This window comes from Streptomyces pyxinae (assembly GCF_024756275.1).
GTDB classification, from domain to species: Bacteria; Actinomycetota; Actinomycetes; order Streptomycetales; family Streptomycetaceae; genus Streptomyces; species Streptomyces pyxinae.
In genome coordinates this window covers 37,656-53,317 of record NZ_JANUGQ010000036.1, presented here as the reverse complement: position 1 = coordinate 53,317, position 15,662 = coordinate 37,656, and the positions used below count along the sequence as shown (strand labels likewise).

Here is a 15,662-nt window from a genome sequence, read left to right as displayed (position 1 = left end):
GGGGTGTCGGCAATTCCGGGTGCCGGGCGGGCGTAGCGTGGCAGGTATGAGTGCCTACGGTTCCTTCCCCGGAGCGCGGCCGCGGCGGCTGCGCACCATGCCCGCCCTGCGCCGGATGGTGGCCGAGACGCGGCTGCACCCGGCGGATCTGATCCTGCCCGCGTTCGTCCGGGAGGGGGTCGCCGAGCCGGTGCCGATCGGGGCGATGCCCGGCGTGGTCCAGCACACCCGGGACACCCTGCGGAAGGCCGCCGTGGAGGCGGTGTCGGCGGGGATCTCCGGGATCATGCTGTTCGGGGTGCCGGAGGATGCGAAGAAGGACGCGCTCGGCACGGCCGGTACGGACCCGGACGGCATCCTCCAGCAGGCGCTGCGGGATGTGCGCTCCGAGGTGGGCGACGAACTGGTCGTCATGTCCGACCTGTGCCTGGACGAGTACACCGACCACGGCCACTGCGGGGTGCTGGACGCGGAGGGGCGGGTGGACAACGACGCCACCCTGGAGCGGTACGCCGAGATGGCGCAGGTCCAGGCCGACGCCGGCGCCCATGTGGTGGGGCCCAGCGGCATGATGGACGGCCAGATCGGGGTGATCCGGGACGCCCTGGACACCATCGGCCGGGAGGACGTCGCCGTGCTCGCGTACACGGCCAAGTACACCTCGGCGTTCTACGGCCCGTTCCGGGAGGCGGTCGGCTCCTCGCTGCGCGGCGACCGCAAGACGTACCAGCAGGACCCGGCCAATGCCCGGGAGTCGCTGCGGGAGCTGGCGCTCGACCTCGCGGAGGGCGCCGACATGGTGATGGTCAAGCCGGCCGGCCCGTACCTGGACATCCTGGCGAAGGTCGCGGAGTCGGCGGACGTGCCGGTGGCCGCCTACCAGATCAGCGGCGAGTACGCGATGATCGAGGCCGCCGCCGAGAAGGGCTGGATCGACCGGGACGCGGCGATCATGGAGTCCCTCACCGGCATCCGCCGCGCCGGCGCCCGGATGATCCTCACCTACTGGGCCACCGAGGTCGCCCAGCGCCTGAACCGGGGCTGAGCCCGCCGCCGGCGGAGGCGCGTACCACGAGCACGGGCCCCGGCCCCGGTCGGAAGGACCGGGGCCGGGGCGGTGTGCGGGACGGGTCAGCAGTTGCGGATCGACCAGACGGGTCCCCAGTCGGCGCCGTGGTCAGCGGGCCCCGGGGTGCTGGTCCAGAGCACATTGCCGCCCTGGCCGTAGAAGTACGAGGTCACGCTGCCGGTCTGCGCGTTGCGGTAGTTGCCGGTGCCGCTCCAGTTGGACAGCCCGTACCGCTTGCAGGTGTAGAAGTAGAAGGTCACCCAGTCCCCGGTGGTGGGGTCCCAGACGTTGGCGCAGAGGTTGCCCGACGGGCAGGTGTACGTCGTTCCCCCCGGCCGGTGCTCCCGGTGGACCGCCGGTGAGGTGCCGGGTGCTCCGGCCGCGCGGTCCGAGCGGAGCTGGGCGCCGGCGGGTGCCGGCGGGAGGGTGACGACGACTCCCGCCTCGGACCGGTGGTCCGCCGCCGGGGCCGCCTGGGCGGTACCTCCGATGCCGAAGACCGCCGCCAGCACACAGGCCAGGACGGTGAGGATGCCGAGAACGAAGCGCTTGTCGCGCATATGAAGCCCCCTGTCGATTGCACGGCCCGCCGGACGGGGCAGGCCCTGCCGAATTCGAGTTCCCCCAGCGTGGGGGCGGGGACGCCGGGGCCGCCACATGCCGAAGTCCTGGCTTAAGGGTGCGGGCGGTTGCCCCGGGGTCGCGAGGAGACCGGGGGACTTCCCGAGGGGCTCTCCAGGAGGCTGACTCCGGCCGGGGTGATGGTGTGCAGCACAAAGCGGCCGTGGCGTGCGCTGGTCAGCAGCCCCGCCTGGCGCAGGACGGCGGTGTGCTGACTCACCGCCGCCGCCGAGATGCCGAACCGGGCGGCGAGTTCGCCGGTGGTACGACCGGTCACGGTGTCCTCCAGGATGGCGGCCCGGGTGTGGCCGAGCAGGGCGCCCAGTTCGGCGGAGCCCGGGACGGCGCCGCCCCGGGTCCAGTCCGGGGTGTGCCGGATCGGGTAGACCAGGACCGGGGTCCGCCCGGGATCGGCGAGGGTGACGGGTCTGCGGACGCAGAAGAAGGACGGCTGGAGCAGCAGACCCCGCCCGCCGAGCCGCAGCTCCCTGCTGACCGGGTAGTCGCTCTCCAGCACCGGGGGCCGCCAGCGCAGCACGGGGCGGAAGCTCGCCAGCAGCCCCTCCGTGCCGCCCGTCAGTACTGCCCGGGAGCGCAGGGCGAGGTCGGCGTCGATGTGCGCGCGGATCTGCGGCCAGAAACCGGCCAGCGCGTGGCGGTGGTAGACGCGGAGGACGCCGTCCAGCCGGCGCAGGGCCCCGGGATCGCCTTCGGCCAGCGGTCGGAGGCCGGCGGGCAGGGGGCGGGGCGAGACGGCGGTGAGCCGGCCGAAATCCTGGCGCAGCACGGTCCTGGGCGTGCTGAGTACGGTGTCGAGCGCGCCCGGCAGGTCGGAGGAGCCGCCCGGGTCCGGGGTGAGGAAGTCGGGCGAGTAGCCGCGCGGCGGCAGCAGGGCGGCGAGCATCCGGCAGGCCGGGGGCAGCACCGGCCGGACGAGCCGCCGCCACTCGCCGAACGCCAGGGGGTTCTCCTCGGTCATGAGGACCTGGAAGCTGTTGGTGATCTCCCAGAGGGGATCGGGGGCCGTGGCCACCCGGACGCGGGCGAGGTCGTCACCGGTGAAGTGCACCCGCAGCATGCGCGCTCCCCTGCCGAACGGTCAGCGGTCGGGAGAAGCCACCCGGGGCTCACCGGCGGTACGGCGGGCTGCCCACCCCGGCGCCTCGTCCCAGGAAAAGGTCGCACGTCCGGCCTTCCGGTCACCAGGGCATGGAGAGACGCGGCGGGGCGGGCGGGAGTTCAGGCCCCCAGGGCTTCGGCGAGGCAGCTGAGGGCGCCGACGAGGGCGTCGTAGCCGGGGATCAGGACCAGGGGCCAGGGAACGGGCCCGGGGGACCAACTGGCGGACGCGGAAGGCCCGGTCGCGGTAGTCGGGCATGTCCTCCGTGCCTGGCAGCACCGGGAAACAGGGGCGGGCGGTGCGGAAAGCCACCGGTCGATGACCAGCAGGTCGAAGAGGGTGACGGCGAGGAAGCCGGGGGCGCCGAGGAGGAACGGGGGCCAGAAGCCCAGGGGCGCGTCGGCACGGGAACGGAGATCGAGCACCCCGAGGACGGGAACGGCCGTGAAGACCAGGGGGTTGAGCACCCCGGCGAGGGCGGCGACGCGCCGGCCGCGGGGGCTCTGCTCGCCGTACCGCCGCTGGATGGCGGGCGGGTAGTCGGAGAGCGGGGCGTCCCGGGAGAGAGGGGGGAGCCGAGGACCACGGCGGTGAACAACGCGGTGTGCAGAGCCGCGTGGCCGAGGCTCACACGGACGAGCTCCCCCCAGGTCATGGGGGAAGGCTGGAGGAGCCGGGCGCCGGGCGCCGGGGAATTCGGCCGGCGGGACGGGACGGTGCGGGTGCGGTCGGCGGCGCGGCGGGCCCCCGGGCGGCCTGCTCGGTCAGACGCGGGCGGGGCTGGGGGCGGACGGAAGGAAGCTCGCCCAGTCCATGGCGGGGAACACCTCCGACGCGACTTCGAGCAGGCGCCGGGGCTGGGGCTGGAGACCGGTCACGGTGAGCCGGCCGCACCGCCGGCGGGCGGCCCGGCGCTGGTCGTTGAGGAGATGCAGCCCGGCGATGTCCATGAAGCGGGCGTTCTCCATGCGCCAGGTCACATCGGTGACGGTGCTGGGCAGGGTGGCGACGACGGCACGGATCTCGGACAGCTTGGTGTAGTCGATGTCTTCGTTCGGGGTGATCTCGGCCGTGGTGCCGTCGGTCGTGGTGGTGATGTTCATATCGGGCGTCCCCTCTCAGGGAGTACGGAGCCCAAAGCGAACCGGCTGGTGAGGCCGGCCGTCGATGGCGGGGCCGGATACCCGGGGTGGGGGCTGTTTCCGGGCCCCTGCCCCCGCCCTGCCTGTGGCGCCGTCCTGTCAGTGGCGTCGACCGGCCTTCGGCGGGCAGGGAGGAGCAGTCTCGTGTCCCCACAGCGTTGCACGGCGGCAACGGTCCGGGCCAGGGCGCAGTGCGTGCGAGACATCACCCTTTCCGAGGAAATGTTGCGCGGCCGGACTCCGGGCCGGGGGCTCCCGAGCCGGGTTCACGGGCAGGATTCGCTGGCCCGGGAGGAGAGCCGCGCTCCCGGTACGCGCCGGGGCGGATGCCACCCCGGGAGGCGGTGGGCGGGTTTCCCCGGCGGGGATCGGGTGAGGCGCAGAGGTACGGACGCGACCCACGGAAGGAAGAACCGGCGATGATGACCCTCGTTCTGCTCGTCCTGCCCCTGGTGGCGGCGGTGCTGCTCCTCCAGATCCCGCAGGCGAACGCCAAGCACCGCTCCGCCTCGCTCAAGCTGCCCTCGCTGCGGCCCCCGGAAGGCCGCCACGCCCGGGAGTGACGCAGGACACCGATGGCGCGGTCGAGGGCCGAGTCCCGGCGCTCGGTCAATTCCTTTGTCCGGTGGGGCATGGCGGCGCATGACGACGGCCCCTCCGGCGGACGCGATGGTCGTGCCGGAGGGGCCTGTTGCCGTGGCCGAGGGCCTTGGGCGGGCTTGCCGCCCGGGGCGCGGGGCCCGGAGGCGTCAGAGGCGCTCGGGGGTGCGGATACCGAGGAGCGCCATGCCCTGGTGGAGCGTACGGGCCGTCAGGTCGCACAGGAACAGCCGGTTCTCGGTCTGCTCCGGGGTGTCCGCCTTGAGGACCGGGCACTCGGCGTAGAACGTCGTGTAGTGCGAGGCCAGTTGGTAGAGGTAGCCGGCCAGCTTGTGGGGCTCGTACGACTCCGCCACCTCGGCCAGCGTCTCCCCGAACTGGTCCAGGTGCAGGCCGAGGGCGCGCTCGGCGGGGGCGAGCGCCAGCTCGGGCCGGGCGGCCGGGCGGCGGTCGCCGGCCTTGCGCAGGATCGACTGGATACGGGCGTAGGCGTACTGGAGGTAGACGGAGGTGTCGCCGTTGAGCGAGACCATCTGGTCCAGGTCGAACTTGTAGTCCCGGGCGGCGGAGGTGGAGAGGTCGGCGTACTTGATCGCGCCGATGCCGACCTGGGCCCCGCGCTCGGCGATCTCGTCCTCGGTCAGGTCCTGGGCCTTCTCCCGCACCACGGCCGAGGCGCGGTCGATCGCCTCGTCCAGCAGGTCGACCAGCCGGACGGTCTCGCCCTCACGGGTCTTGAACGGCTTGCCGTCCTTGCCGAGCACCGTGCCGAAGGCGAGCTGGACGGCGTGCGCGTCCTCGTTCAGCCAGCCCATCCGGCGGGCGGTCTCGAAGACCATCCGGAAGTGCAGGGACTGCCGGGCGTCCACCACATAGACAAGGGTGTCGGCCTTGAGGTGGTGGACCCGGTCACGGATGGCCGAGAGGTCGGTGGCGGCGTAGCCGTAGCCGCCGTTCGACTTGCGGACGATCAGCGGGACCGGGTTGCCGTCCGGGCCCTTGACATCGTCGAAGAAGACACAGAGCGCGCCTTCGGAGCGGACGGCGACCCCGGCCTCCTCAAGGAGGCGGCAGGTCTCGTCCAGCATGTCGTTGTAGCCGGACTCACCGACCACGTCCGGGTCGTCGATCTCCATGTCGAGCTTGCCGAAGACCGAGTAGAAGTAGATCTTCGACTCGTCCACGAACCGCTGCCAGAGCGCGAGGGTCTCCTCGTCGCCCGACTGGAGGGCCACCACCCGGTCCCGGCTGCGCGCCTTGAACTCCTCGTCGGAGTCGAAGCGGGCGCGGGACGCCTTGTAGAGCCGGTTGAGGTTGGACATCGCCTCTTCGCCGGAGGCGGCCGAGTCCTCCGGGCCGGTCTTGTGGTCCAGCTCGTGCGGGTGCTCGATCAGATACTGGATGAGCATGCCGAACTGGGTGCCCCAGTCGCCGATGTGGTGACGGCGGATCACTTGCTCGCCGGTGAACTCCAGGATCTTCACCATGGCGTCACCGATGACGGCCGACCGCAGATGGCCGACGTGCATCTCCTTGGCCACGTTCGGCTGGGCGTAGTCGATCACCGTGGTGCCGGTCTTCGCGGCGTGCGGCACGCCGAGGCGGTCGTCGGCGGCGCGGGCGGCCAGGGTGCTGGTGATCGCCCGGTCGGAGACGGTGATGTTGAGGAAGCCGGGCCCGGAGACCTCGATCTCCCGCAGCTCGTCATTGGCCGGGATGGCGTCCACGACCTGGCCGGCCAGCTCGCGGGGGTTGCCCTTGAGCCGCTTGGCCAGCGCCAGGATGCCGTTGGCCTGGAAGTCGGCCCGGTCGCTTCGTCGCAGCAGCGGGTCGGCGGAACCGGCCTCCGGCAGGGCTGCCGAGAGGGCGTCCGCGAGGCGCTGCTGCACGGTCGAAGCGAGGGAAGGGACCGAGGCCATGTGCTTCCGTTCCTGTCAGTGGTGCGGTCTGCGGGCGGTGCCGGTGATCGCGGGGCGATCGGGGTGGCACCTGTCTCGTGATTCTCCCACGCGTGCGCAAACCCTTTGTCGTGTGCCTGTGTGGCTGCCGTGCCCGTGTGCCCATGTGCCCATGTGCCCGTGTGTCCGTTGTCGTGCCTGGGTGCCTGGGTGCCTGGGTGGCGGCGCGTCCGTCGGCTCTTCGGGCTCTCCGGCTCTCCGGCCCTCGGGCTCCTCCGGCTGTGGACAACCTCGGTCTGTGGACAACCTCGGCCGAGGTTGTTCCGTCTGGGAGAATGGCGTACGCCAGCCCTTCGAGATCCCCCGAGCATCCAGAGGAACCAAGAACGTGCCGACCGTGGCTCAGAGCAGCACCGAGACCGACTGGGTCTCCCGTTTCGCGGACGAGGTCATCGCCGAGTCGGAGCGTCGTGCGCCTGGGAAACCGGTCGTCGTCGCCTCCGGTCTGTCGCCGTCCGGTCCCATCCACCTGGGCAATCTCCGCGAGGTCATGACCCCGCACCTGGTCGCGGACGAGATCCGGCGGCGCGGTCACGAGGTCCGTCACCTGATCTCCTGGGACGACTACGACCGGTACCGGAAGGTGCCGGCCGGGGTCCAGGGTGTGGACGAGTCCTGGGCGGAGCACATCGGCAAGCCGCTGACCTCGGTCCCGGCCCCGGCCGGCTCGGCCCATCCGAACTGGGCGGAGCACTTCAAGGCCGCGATGACCGCCTCGCTCGCCGAGCTGGGCGTCGAGTACGACGGGATCAGCCAGACCGCGCAGTACACCTCGGGCGCGTACCGCGAGCAGATCCTGCACGCCATGCGGCACCGGGGCGCGATCGACGCGATCCTCGACCGGTACCGCACCAAGGACAAGGCGACCGGCAAGCCGAAGCAGGCCAAGCAGCAGAAGCCGGTGGACGAGGCCGAGCTGGAGGCGGCCGAGGGCTCCGGCGCGGCGAGCGAGGACGACGGCTCGGGCGGCGCCGGCGGCTACTACCCGTACAAGCCCTACTGCGGGCGGTGCGAGAAGGACCTGACCGCCGTCACCGGGTACGACGACGAGACCACCGAGCTGTCGTACACCTGCCGGTGCGGCTTCACGGAGACGGTGAAGCTGAGCGAGTTCAACCGCGGCAAGCTGGTCTGGAAGGTCGACTGGCCGATGCGCTGGGCGTACGAGGGCGTGATCTTCGAGCCCAGTGGCGTGGACCACTCCTCGCCCGGCTCCTCCTTCGTGGTGGGCGGCCAGATCGTGCGCGAGGTGTTCGACGGGGTGCAGCCGATCGGCCCGATGTACGCGTTCGTGGGCATCTCCGGGATGGCGAAGATGTCCTCCTCCAAGGGCGGCGTGCCCACCCCGGCCGACGCGCTGGAGATCATGGAGGCGCCGCTGCTGCGCTGGCTGTACGCGCGCCGCAGGCCCAACCAGGCGTTCAAGATCGCCTTCGACCAGGAGATCCAGCGGCTGTACGACGAGTGGGACAAGCTGGAGGGCAAGGTCGCGGACGGCTCGGTGCTGCCGGCCGACGCCGCCGCCCACTCCCGGGCGGTGCGCACGGCCGCCGGTGAGCTGCCGCGCACGCCGCGCCCGCTGTCGTACCGGACGCTGGCGTCGGTGGTGGACATCACGGGCGGGCACGACGAGCAGACCCTGCGCATCCTGAGCGAGCTGGACCCGGCGAACCCGCTCGGTTCGCTGGACGAGGCGCGGCCCCGGCTGGACCGTGCGGAGAGCTGGATCTCCACGCAGGTGCCGGCCGAGCAGCGCACGATCGTCCGCTCCGAGCCGGACGCCGAGCTGCTGGGCTCGCTGGACGACGAGGGCCGGGAGTCGCTGCGGCTGCTGGTGGAGGGACTGGACAGCCACTGGTCGCTGGACGGGCTGACCACGCTGGTCTACGGGGTGCCGAAGGTGATGGCCGGGCTCGACCCGGAGGCCAAGCCGACCCCGGAGCTGAAGGTGGCCCAGCGGACGTTCTTCGCGCTGCTCTACCGGCTGCTGGTCGGGCGGGAGACGGGGCCCCGGCTGCCCACCCTGCTGCTGGCCGTCGGCGCGGACCGGGTGCGGCTGCTGCTGGGGGCGTGAGGTCGTGAGGTGAGGTCCGGGCCGCCGCGTGCGGGGCCCGGACAGCGATGAGCGATGAGCGATGAGCGGTGGGGCGTGGCCGGGGGCCGCGCCCCACCGCTGTGTTTTTCCGCCGTGGGCCACCGCTGTGCTGTCCCGCCTCAGGCCATCGCCGTGTCGTCCCGCTGCGGGCCATCGCTGTGTCTTCCCGCCGCGGGAGCGCCTTCCCGGCGGCGCGGCACGAGGGTCAGGCGATGTGCTCGGCCTCCTGCTCCTCCTCGACGCGGCGCTGGAAGCCGGGGAGCAGCCGGCGCAGCAGGACCGAGCCGTTCGGGTGGTGGACCTCGGCGTCCCGGAGGTGGGGTTCCAGTTCCTCGGCGCTCGGGAAGGCCCGGTTGCGGTCGGCGTAGATCCGGTACACCTCGTAGGCCCGGTCGATGAACTCCTGCTCGGCGCCGGGGCTCTCGGGCCGCTCCGCCGGGCGGTCCGGTCCGGCAGCGGCCGCCGGGCCGGCCGGGCGCGCCGGGCCGGCCGGCTCCGCCGGGGCGTCGGGCCCGGAGGCCGCCGGGCCCTCGTGCGCGGGGAGCGGGCCGGGACCGGTGGGCGGGGCGGGCTCGGTGCCGGGGTCGTACGAGGGGTCGTAGGCGCCCTCGTACGAACGCTCCTGGCCCGGGTGCGGCGTGGCGAACCAGGGGCTCTCGTGGTCGGTCGGCGAAAGCTCGGGGCCGTACTCCGGTCCGCCCTCCGGGTGCTGCTGGGGCCCGGACTCCTCGGCGGGCCGGGGGTGTTCGGCCGGCCGCTCACCGGCGGGGCCGGCGGCCGGGCCGGCGGCCGGGGCGGCGCCCGGGCCGACGGGGCGGGCAGCGCCGGCCCGGGCGCCGCTCGCCGGTCCGTGGCCGGCCGGGGCCTTCGCGAGGTCCGGGCCCGGCGCGGTGGCGGGTCCGTCCTGGTGCCGGGGGCGCGCCGGGAGGGCGGCGGGGTCCGGTTGCCGGCCGGCCGGTCGCGGTCCCGGGGGCAGCAGCACCGGCTCCACGCCCGCCGCCGCCAGCCCGGCCGGAGCCGTCTCGGCCAGCGGCACGCCGAACTTGGCCAGCCGCAGCGGCATCAGCGCCTCCACCGGGGCCTTGCGGCGCCAGGCCCGGCCGAAGCGGGCCTGCAACCGGGCCTGGTAGATCATCCGGTCCTGCTCCAACTTGATGACCTGCTCGTACGAGCGCAGCTCCCACAGCTTCATCCGGCGCCAGAGCCGGAAGGTGGGCACCGGGGAGAGCAGCCAGCGGGTGAGCCGGACGCCCTCCATGTGCTTGTCGGCCGTGATGTCCGCGATCCGGCCGACCGCGTGCCGGGCGGCCTCCACGGCGACCACGAAGAGCACCGGGATCACGGCGTGCATGCCGACGCCCAGCGGATCGGGCCAGGCGGCGGCGCCGTTGAAGGCGATGGTGGCGGCGGTCAGCAGCCAGGCCGTCTGACGCAGCAGCGGGAACGGGATCCGGAGCCAGGTGAGCAGCAGATCGAGCGCGAGCAGGACACAGATACCGGCGTCGATGCCGATCGGGAAGACCAGGGAGAAGTCGCCGAAGCCCTTGGAGAGCGCGAGTTCGCGCACGGCGGCGTACGAACCCGCGAAGCCGATACCGGCGATGACCAGGGCACCGGCGATGACCACGCCGATCAAGACCTTGTGTGTGCGTGTCAGTTGCATCGCGGTTCCCGCGACCCCTCCCTGTGTGTCCGACAGGCAAAGCCTGGCACATGCGTTCGGGATGTTCCTCCTCCGGGGGAGTGACGGGTTCCGCGTTCGTGCCCCGCCCGCTCCCCGTCCGGAGGGGGTGTCCGTCCGCGCCTGCCCGCTTCCGCGTTCGACGGAGGAGCGGGTGTTTTGCTCGTGCTACTAAGATCGCCGGGTCGCCCGCGGAGCCGGCTCACCGCCGTCCTGGGCGATCACCGCGGGCCGGCGGCGTGAGGAGGGCGGGACAGCCGGTCCGTGAGGACGGGAGAGCGGAAACGCACGGCCGGCAGCGGAAGCCGGGAACGGAGAGCCGGCAGCGGACAGCCCGAAGCGGAACACCGCGAACCGCGGACGGGAAACCGCAAGGGGAAACCGGTGACGGGAACAACGGGGAACGGGGAAGACGGATGGCCTGGGACGAGTGGGAGCAGCTCAAGTCGGACGCGGCGGCCCGGGGGTCGACGGGGATGCGGCTGAACCAGATGCCGGCCAGTCCCGGCGGAGGTCCTGGCGGTTCGGGCGGTCCGGCCGGTGACCTGCGGTCGGACAAGAAGGTGTGGGCGACGGCGGGCGGGGAGCTCAAGCGCCTCGACGAGCCGATCGGCAAGGCGCTGACCGCCCTGAGCGACGGCCAGACCGGGCTCGGGGACGGTGCCGGGGTCCAGAGCGCGGCGGCGCAGCAGGAGCTGTACGACTCCTGGAAGCGGTACCTCGGAGACGTACGGAAGCGGTGCGGCGGGCTCGGCGGCCTGCTGGAGGCGTCGGGGCACCAGTTGTCCGAGCCGGACGAGCGGCTCCGGGAGCAGCTGGGCAAGGTGAAGGCCCAGTACAAGGACACCGAGGCGGTCGGCGGCCAGGGCAAGGGTCGGTGATCCGGGCCCATGGACTTCGCGACGCTCAAGACGTTCAAGCCGGCCGAGTACGAGCAGGCGGCCACCGGCTACCGCGCCGCCGGTGACGCCGCCTCGGCCGCCAAGGACGCGATCCTGGACCGGATCTCCGCCGGAATCCGCAAGCAGCTCACGGGCAAGACGGCGAATGCCGCGCTGACGGAACTCGGAGAGCTGGCCAAGAACTTCCACTACGCCCAGACGGAGTGCGGGCTCGCCGCCGCGGCGCTCGACGGGTTCGCCTTCGACATGGCCGCCGCCAAGCGCAAGCTGGAGGCGGCGATCGAGGACGCGGCGGCCGACGGGTGCACGGTCAACCCGGACGGCTCCGTCAGCTATCCGGCGGGCCGCAAGCCGGGCGCGGAGAAGGACACCGAGGGCGGCACCGTCACCGGCAGCTCCCTGCCGGGCACCCCCACCTCCGACGCGCTGGATCGCCAGGCCGCCAACATCCACCCGAACCCGTACTTCGGCAAGGCGCACGCGTACGCCGACCGGGTCGCCGAGGCCGTCCGGGACGCCGGGGAGGCGGACGGCCGGTGGGCGCCGAAGCTCCGGGCGCTCAAGGCCGACGACGACCTCAAGGTCTCCGACCGGGACTGGGCCGACACCCGGTCCGACGCGAGCGGGGTCCAGGAGGCGGGCAAGAGCTATCTGGACTCGCTGCCGCAGCCGCCCAAGGACGGCGCCCCCAAGGACAACGCGGCCTGGTGGAAGAAGCTCAGCCCCGAGGAGCGGGCGGCCTGGGTGTCGCTCCGCCCCGATACCGTGGGCGGGCTCGACGGGCTGCCCTCGCCGGTCCGGGACGAGGCCAACCGGATGGTGCTGGCCGGGAAGCAGGGGGAGTACCAGCTCAAGCTGGACGCCATCCCGCCGGAGCCGTTGCACACCTACCGGATGATCCCCGGCGCCAACGGGATACCGGTCAGGATCGACAACCCGGAGTGGATCGAGTGGCGCAACACGTACGGGGCCCGTCATGACGCGCTCCAGTCGTCGGTCGACGGGATGAAGAGCATCCAGAAGCGTCTCGGCGCGACCGGTGAGCGAGGGCTGCCCGAGGCGTATCTGCTGGGCTTCAGCCCGGAGGGCAACGGACGGGCGATCGTGGCCAACGGCAACCCCGACACCGCCGCCCACCAGGCCGTCTACGTGCCGGGTACGACGTCGAAGCTCGGCAGCGTCGGCGGTGACATCGACCGGATGGGCAACCTTTGGCGGGTGGCGGCGGCGCAGGACAAGGGGCCGGTGTCGACGATCACCTGGCTGGGTTACGACGCACCCCAGGACATCGTGTTCGACTCGCCGTTCAGCCACTACGCCAATGACGGGGCGCCCGCGTACAACCGGTTCATGGACGGGCTCGACGTGTCGCACACGGGCGACTCGGAGCCGCACCGCACCGCGATCGGCCACTCCTACGGCACCACGCTGATCGGCTCGGCCGCCCGGCAGGGAGACCTCAACGCCGACGATGTGGTCCTCGCGGGCAGTCCCGGTGTCCAGGTCCCCAAGGCCGAGCAGATGGACGTGCCCAAGGGGCATGTGTGGAACGAGGAGGCGGACGGCGACCCGGTCCCCGACATCGGCCGCTACGGGCACGGCGGGACGGACTGGGACGGTCCCTGGGCCATCCCCAGCGACCAGCGCTTCGGGGCCCACCAGATGGACACGGACACGGAAGGTCACAGCGACTACTGGGACGAGAACACCCTGAGCCTGCGGAACCAGGCTCATGTGGTCGTGGGCCAGGACGACCAGGTGAGGATGAAGGCGCCGCCCGTCAACTGGGGGCAGCTGAAGTAGGAGCAGCCGCGTATGTGACGTATCCGACGACCGGTCCCGCCCGCGCTCAGGCCCGGACCGAACCTATCGAGGCTCCAACGTGAAAATCAGACTCGGCGCTCCGGCGCTCCTCCTGTCCCTCGCCGTCACCACTCTCACGGGATGCAGCATGACCGATGCGAAAGGGTCCGGGGACACTCCGTCCGCCGGTACCAGTACGTCCTCCGACGCCGCGGACAAGGCGGAGAAGGTCTCCAGCGAGCTGTACGACCTGATCGGCGTCAAGGGGAAGTCGTCCCAGGTCGGTGCCGGGGTCTCGGGGTGCTCGGGCAAGGACCGGGAGAAGTACTTCACGGTCTTCCATCCGTGGACCCTCACTCCGGCGTCCCCCACGGACCTCGACGCGGTGGTGGAACGGCTGAAGGACGAACTGCCCCAGCACGGCTGGAAGGTCGTGGAGTACGGCCGGGACACCAGCAAGAACAAGAACCTGGCCCTCACGGCGGACAACGACGCGAAGAAGCACAGCGTGCAGATCACCGCCCTGTCGACCAAGCCGGCCAAGCTCGAAGTGATGGTCGTCTCGGGCTGCTACCAGATCCCGGACGGCGAGGAGATCGAGCGGTTCTGAGGCCCGGTCGTACGGCCGGGCCGCCGCTGGGGGAGTGGTGCGACTCGTACGAGGGCCTGTGCGAGCACTCGTACGAGCGTGGGTACGACCGGAGCCCGGCGTCCTGGGGAGGGCGCCGGGCTCCGGTCGTGTCGGCCGGGTCCTACTTGTTGGCCGCGGCCACGGCCGCGACGGCCTCCTTGGTGGCCTTGACGGTGCCCTCCATCAGTTCGGAGGAGGCCGGGGTGTCGGCGCCCGCGTAGCCGGCGCCGTTGAAGGAGACGGTGATCACGGTGTTCTCCGCGCGGGTCACGATCGCCGCGTAACGGAAGTCCTCACCGGTCTTCTTGAGGCCGTAGGCGATGGCGGTCGCGTCCTGGCCGACGCCCTTCGCCGGGGAGGTCTTCACCTGGGTGGCGCCCTCGGACGCCTTCACCTTGGCGACCTCCTTGGCGTAGCTGTCCTGGGCGCGCTTCTCGCCGCTGCCCAGCGACTGCTCGGAGTCGTACCGCAGGACGGAGATGTCCAGCCAGCGGTACTGCGAGCCGTCGACGCCCTTGTCCTCCAGGCCGTTCCAGGAGCAGCTGCCCCGGCTGGTCACGTCGGAGGACTTGCCGGGGGTGCCGGCCTTGTCCTTGACGTCCGGCACCAGCTCCTCGATCGTCTTCGCGGAGATCGCCTTGCAGGGCTCGGGCAGCTTGGTGTACTTCGCGGGCTCGACGGGCTTCTCGGAGGGCGTGGCCTCGGGCGCCGTTCCGGTGGCGGCGGTGGAGGCGGAGGACTCCGGCTTGGCCTCGCTCTTGCCGTCCGAGTCCGAGGAGCAACCGGCGACGACGAGCATCACCGGTACGGCGGCGCAGGCGAGTATGCGGGTGAGTCGCGGAGCTGATCGCTGCATGGTTCCTTCAGTCGGTCACTTGGCGTTTGTCGTTCAGTTGATCGTTCAGTCAGTCGTTCAGTCGTTCGTTCGTCTGGTCGTTCGGCTGGACGATCACCTGTCGTACGAGTCGGGTCCGGCCCGGCCACGGTAGCCCGACCGGGTACGTGCCCGGGGGAGGCGGCGGGCCGGGCGCGGGTCGCCGGGCGGGGCCGGGAGCACGCCCGGCGAGCGGCTACTCGTCGAACCGGTCGGCCAGCTTTCGGGCCAGGCCCTGGGCCTTTTCCTGGAGTTCCTTGCTGTCCGGCACCTCGGTGATCCGGGCCGGCTGCTCGCCGTAGGTGACGGTGACGACGACATTGGATGTGCGGAACACCACGCTCACGGTGCGGTGCTGGGCGGTCGAACCGGCGCGGCTCAGCACGTCGTCGATGAACGCCGCGTCCCCCAGGTCGGCCAGCAGCCGGGGCTCCAGGCCCGGGAGCGTGCCGGGGGCGCCGGACGAGGGCGACGCCGGAGTGCCGGGCGCGGACGGCGCGGTGGACGGGGCGTGCCCGGCCGGGGAGGCGGCGCTGCCCGGGGCCGGGGCATGGGCGGAGGGGGCCGGGCCGGGCCGGGCGGCGGACCCGGAGGGCGCCGCCGGGCCCGACGGGGCGCCCGGACCGGCGGGCCCGTCCGGGGCCGCAGGGTTCGCCGGGTCGGCGGGGAAGCCGGCGGCGGTCGCCTTCTGGCTGTAGACCTGCTGGGCCCGGTCGTCGTCGCTGACGTTCGGGTCGTAGGAGACGACCCGCTCGAAGTCCAGGGTCAGCTGGTGCGAGGCGTCCGGGCCGTCCGCCTTCCAGCCGCAGCCGGCGCGGCGGTCGGTGTCGTACGTCACGGCCGGCGAGCCCCGGTAGATCCGCTCCTGCTGCTCCGGCGAGAGCAGCGCGGCGGCCGGGAGCAGGTCGCGGAGGGTGACGGGGTCGACCGAGCCGCAGGGCTCGTAGAGCGTGCGGTACTTACCGGGGGGCGCCGCCGCCTGGGCCGGGCCGCCGCCCTTGGCGTCACCGGTGCCGCCGGTGTCGCCGGATCCGGCGGTGCAGCCGGTGACACCGGCGGTGAACGCCATCAGGAGGGCCACCACACCGGGTCCGTACGCCCATGCCCTTCGCCGCACGTCCGGGGCTCCTTTCACCGAATGCCACTGATCGCCACTGATTGCCACT

Annotated in this window: 14 protein-coding genes; 6 read left to right on the top strand and 8 right to left on the bottom strand. The window is 72.4% G+C overall.

The annotated features are described in order from the left end of the window. The first annotated feature begins 46 nt into the window (after positions 1 to 46). On the top strand, positions 47 to 1,045 hold the full coding sequence (hemB, locus tag NX801_RS28260) for a porphobilinogen synthase (protein ID WP_258790780.1): 999 nt from the start codon (positions 47 to 49) through the stop codon (positions 1,043 to 1,045). Between the two features lie 86 nt (positions 1,046 to 1,131). Here the strand turns inward: hemB and NX801_RS28255 are convergent, their stop codons facing one another. The 4 genes from NX801_RS28255 to NX801_RS28240 all read right to left on the bottom strand — a co-directional run bounded on the left by NX801_RS28255 (position 1,132) and on the right by NX801_RS28240 (position 3,913). Continuing rightward, positions 1,132 to 1,629 carry a hypothetical protein gene (locus NX801_RS28255; RefSeq protein WP_258790779.1) on the bottom strand — a complete coding sequence of 166 codons (498 nt, stop codon included), beginning with the start codon at positions 1,627 to 1,629 and terminating at the stop codon, positions 1,132 to 1,134. Positions 1,630 to 1,742: 113 nt separating this feature from the next. Continuing rightward, the gene (locus NX801_RS28250; protein ID WP_258790778.1) at positions 1,743 to 2,768 is read right to left on the bottom strand and encodes an ArsR/SmtB family transcription factor; all 1,026 of its coding nucleotides are present in this window, start codon (positions 2,766 to 2,768) and stop codon (positions 1,743 to 1,745) included. A 161-nt stretch (positions 2,769 to 2,929) separates the two neighbouring features. Then, positions 2,930 to 3,277, bottom strand: a complete 348-nt coding sequence (locus tag NX801_RS28245; protein WP_258790777.1) for a hypothetical protein — start codon at positions 3,275 to 3,277, stop codon at positions 2,930 to 2,932. A gap of 297 nt (positions 3,278 to 3,574) precedes the next feature. After that, the gene (locus NX801_RS28240) at positions 3,575 to 3,913 is read right to left on the bottom strand and encodes an STAS domain-containing protein (RefSeq protein WP_258790776.1); all 339 of its coding nucleotides are present in this window, start codon (positions 3,911 to 3,913) and stop codon (positions 3,575 to 3,577) included. A gap of 458 nt (positions 3,914 to 4,371) precedes the next feature. Here NX801_RS28240 and NX801_RS28235 point away from each other — a divergent pair, with 458 nt between their 5' ends. Then, complete coding sequence (locus NX801_RS28235) at positions 4,372 to 4,515, top strand: hypothetical protein (protein WP_258790775.1); 144 nt, start codon at positions 4,372 to 4,374, stop codon at positions 4,513 to 4,515. Positions 4,516 to 4,701: 186 nt separating this feature from the next. On the opposite strand, the gene argS is transcribed toward NX801_RS28235, so the two are convergent. Next, positions 4,702 to 6,471 (bottom strand): arginine--tRNA ligase, encoded by a 1,770-nt coding sequence (argS, locus tag NX801_RS28230; protein WP_258790774.1) that lies wholly within the window; start codon positions 6,469 to 6,471, stop codon positions 4,702 to 4,704. A 367-nt stretch (positions 6,472 to 6,838) separates the two neighbouring features. Between argS and lysS the strand changes: the two genes are divergently transcribed. Then, on the top strand, positions 6,839 to 8,584 hold the full coding sequence (gene lysS / locus NX801_RS28225; protein ID WP_258790773.1) for a lysine--tRNA ligase: 1,746 nt from the start codon (positions 6,839 to 6,841) through the stop codon (positions 8,582 to 8,584). 226 nt (positions 8,585 to 8,810) lie between these two features. On the opposite strand, the gene NX801_RS28220 is transcribed toward lysS, so the two are convergent. Continuing rightward, entirely contained in the window at positions 8,811 to 10,268 is a 1,458-nt protein-coding gene (locus NX801_RS28220; protein WP_258790772.1) for a DUF2637 domain-containing protein, read from the bottom strand. A 434-nt stretch (positions 10,269 to 10,702) separates the two neighbouring features. Between NX801_RS28220 and NX801_RS28215 the strand changes: the two genes are divergently transcribed. The 3 genes from NX801_RS28215 to NX801_RS28205 all read left to right on the top strand — a co-directional run bounded on the left by NX801_RS28215 (position 10,703) and on the right by NX801_RS28205 (position 13,601). Further along, positions 10,703 to 11,167 carry a hypothetical protein gene (locus NX801_RS28215; RefSeq protein ID WP_258790771.1) on the top strand — a complete coding sequence of 155 codons (465 nt, stop codon included), beginning with the start codon at positions 10,703 to 10,705 and terminating at the stop codon, positions 11,165 to 11,167. Positions 11,168 to 11,176: 9 nt separating this feature from the next. After that, the gene (locus NX801_RS28210) at positions 11,177 to 12,991 is read left to right on the top strand and encodes an alpha/beta hydrolase family protein (RefSeq protein ID WP_258790770.1); all 1,815 of its coding nucleotides are present in this window, start codon (positions 11,177 to 11,179) and stop codon (positions 12,989 to 12,991) included. 148 nt (positions 12,992 to 13,139) lie between these two features. Then, positions 13,140 to 13,601 (top strand): hypothetical protein, encoded by a 462-nt coding sequence (locus NX801_RS28205; protein ID WP_258790769.1) that lies wholly within the window; start codon positions 13,140 to 13,142, stop codon positions 13,599 to 13,601. 142 nt (positions 13,602 to 13,743) lie between these two features. On the opposite strand, the gene NX801_RS28200 is transcribed toward NX801_RS28205, so the two are convergent. Together NX801_RS28200 and NX801_RS28195 are read right to left on the bottom strand one after the other, a co-directional pair. Further along, positions 13,744 to 14,478: a DUF3558 domain-containing protein gene (locus NX801_RS28200; RefSeq protein ID WP_258790768.1), complete on the bottom strand. Its 735-nt coding sequence runs from the start codon at positions 14,476 to 14,478 to the stop codon at positions 13,744 to 13,746. A 214-nt stretch (positions 14,479 to 14,692) separates the two neighbouring features. After that, positions 14,693 to 15,565, bottom strand: a complete 873-nt coding sequence (locus NX801_RS28195) for a DUF3558 domain-containing protein (RefSeq protein ID WP_428986259.1) — start codon at positions 15,563 to 15,565, stop codon at positions 14,693 to 14,695. Positions 15,566 to 15,662 lie beyond the last annotated feature (97 nt).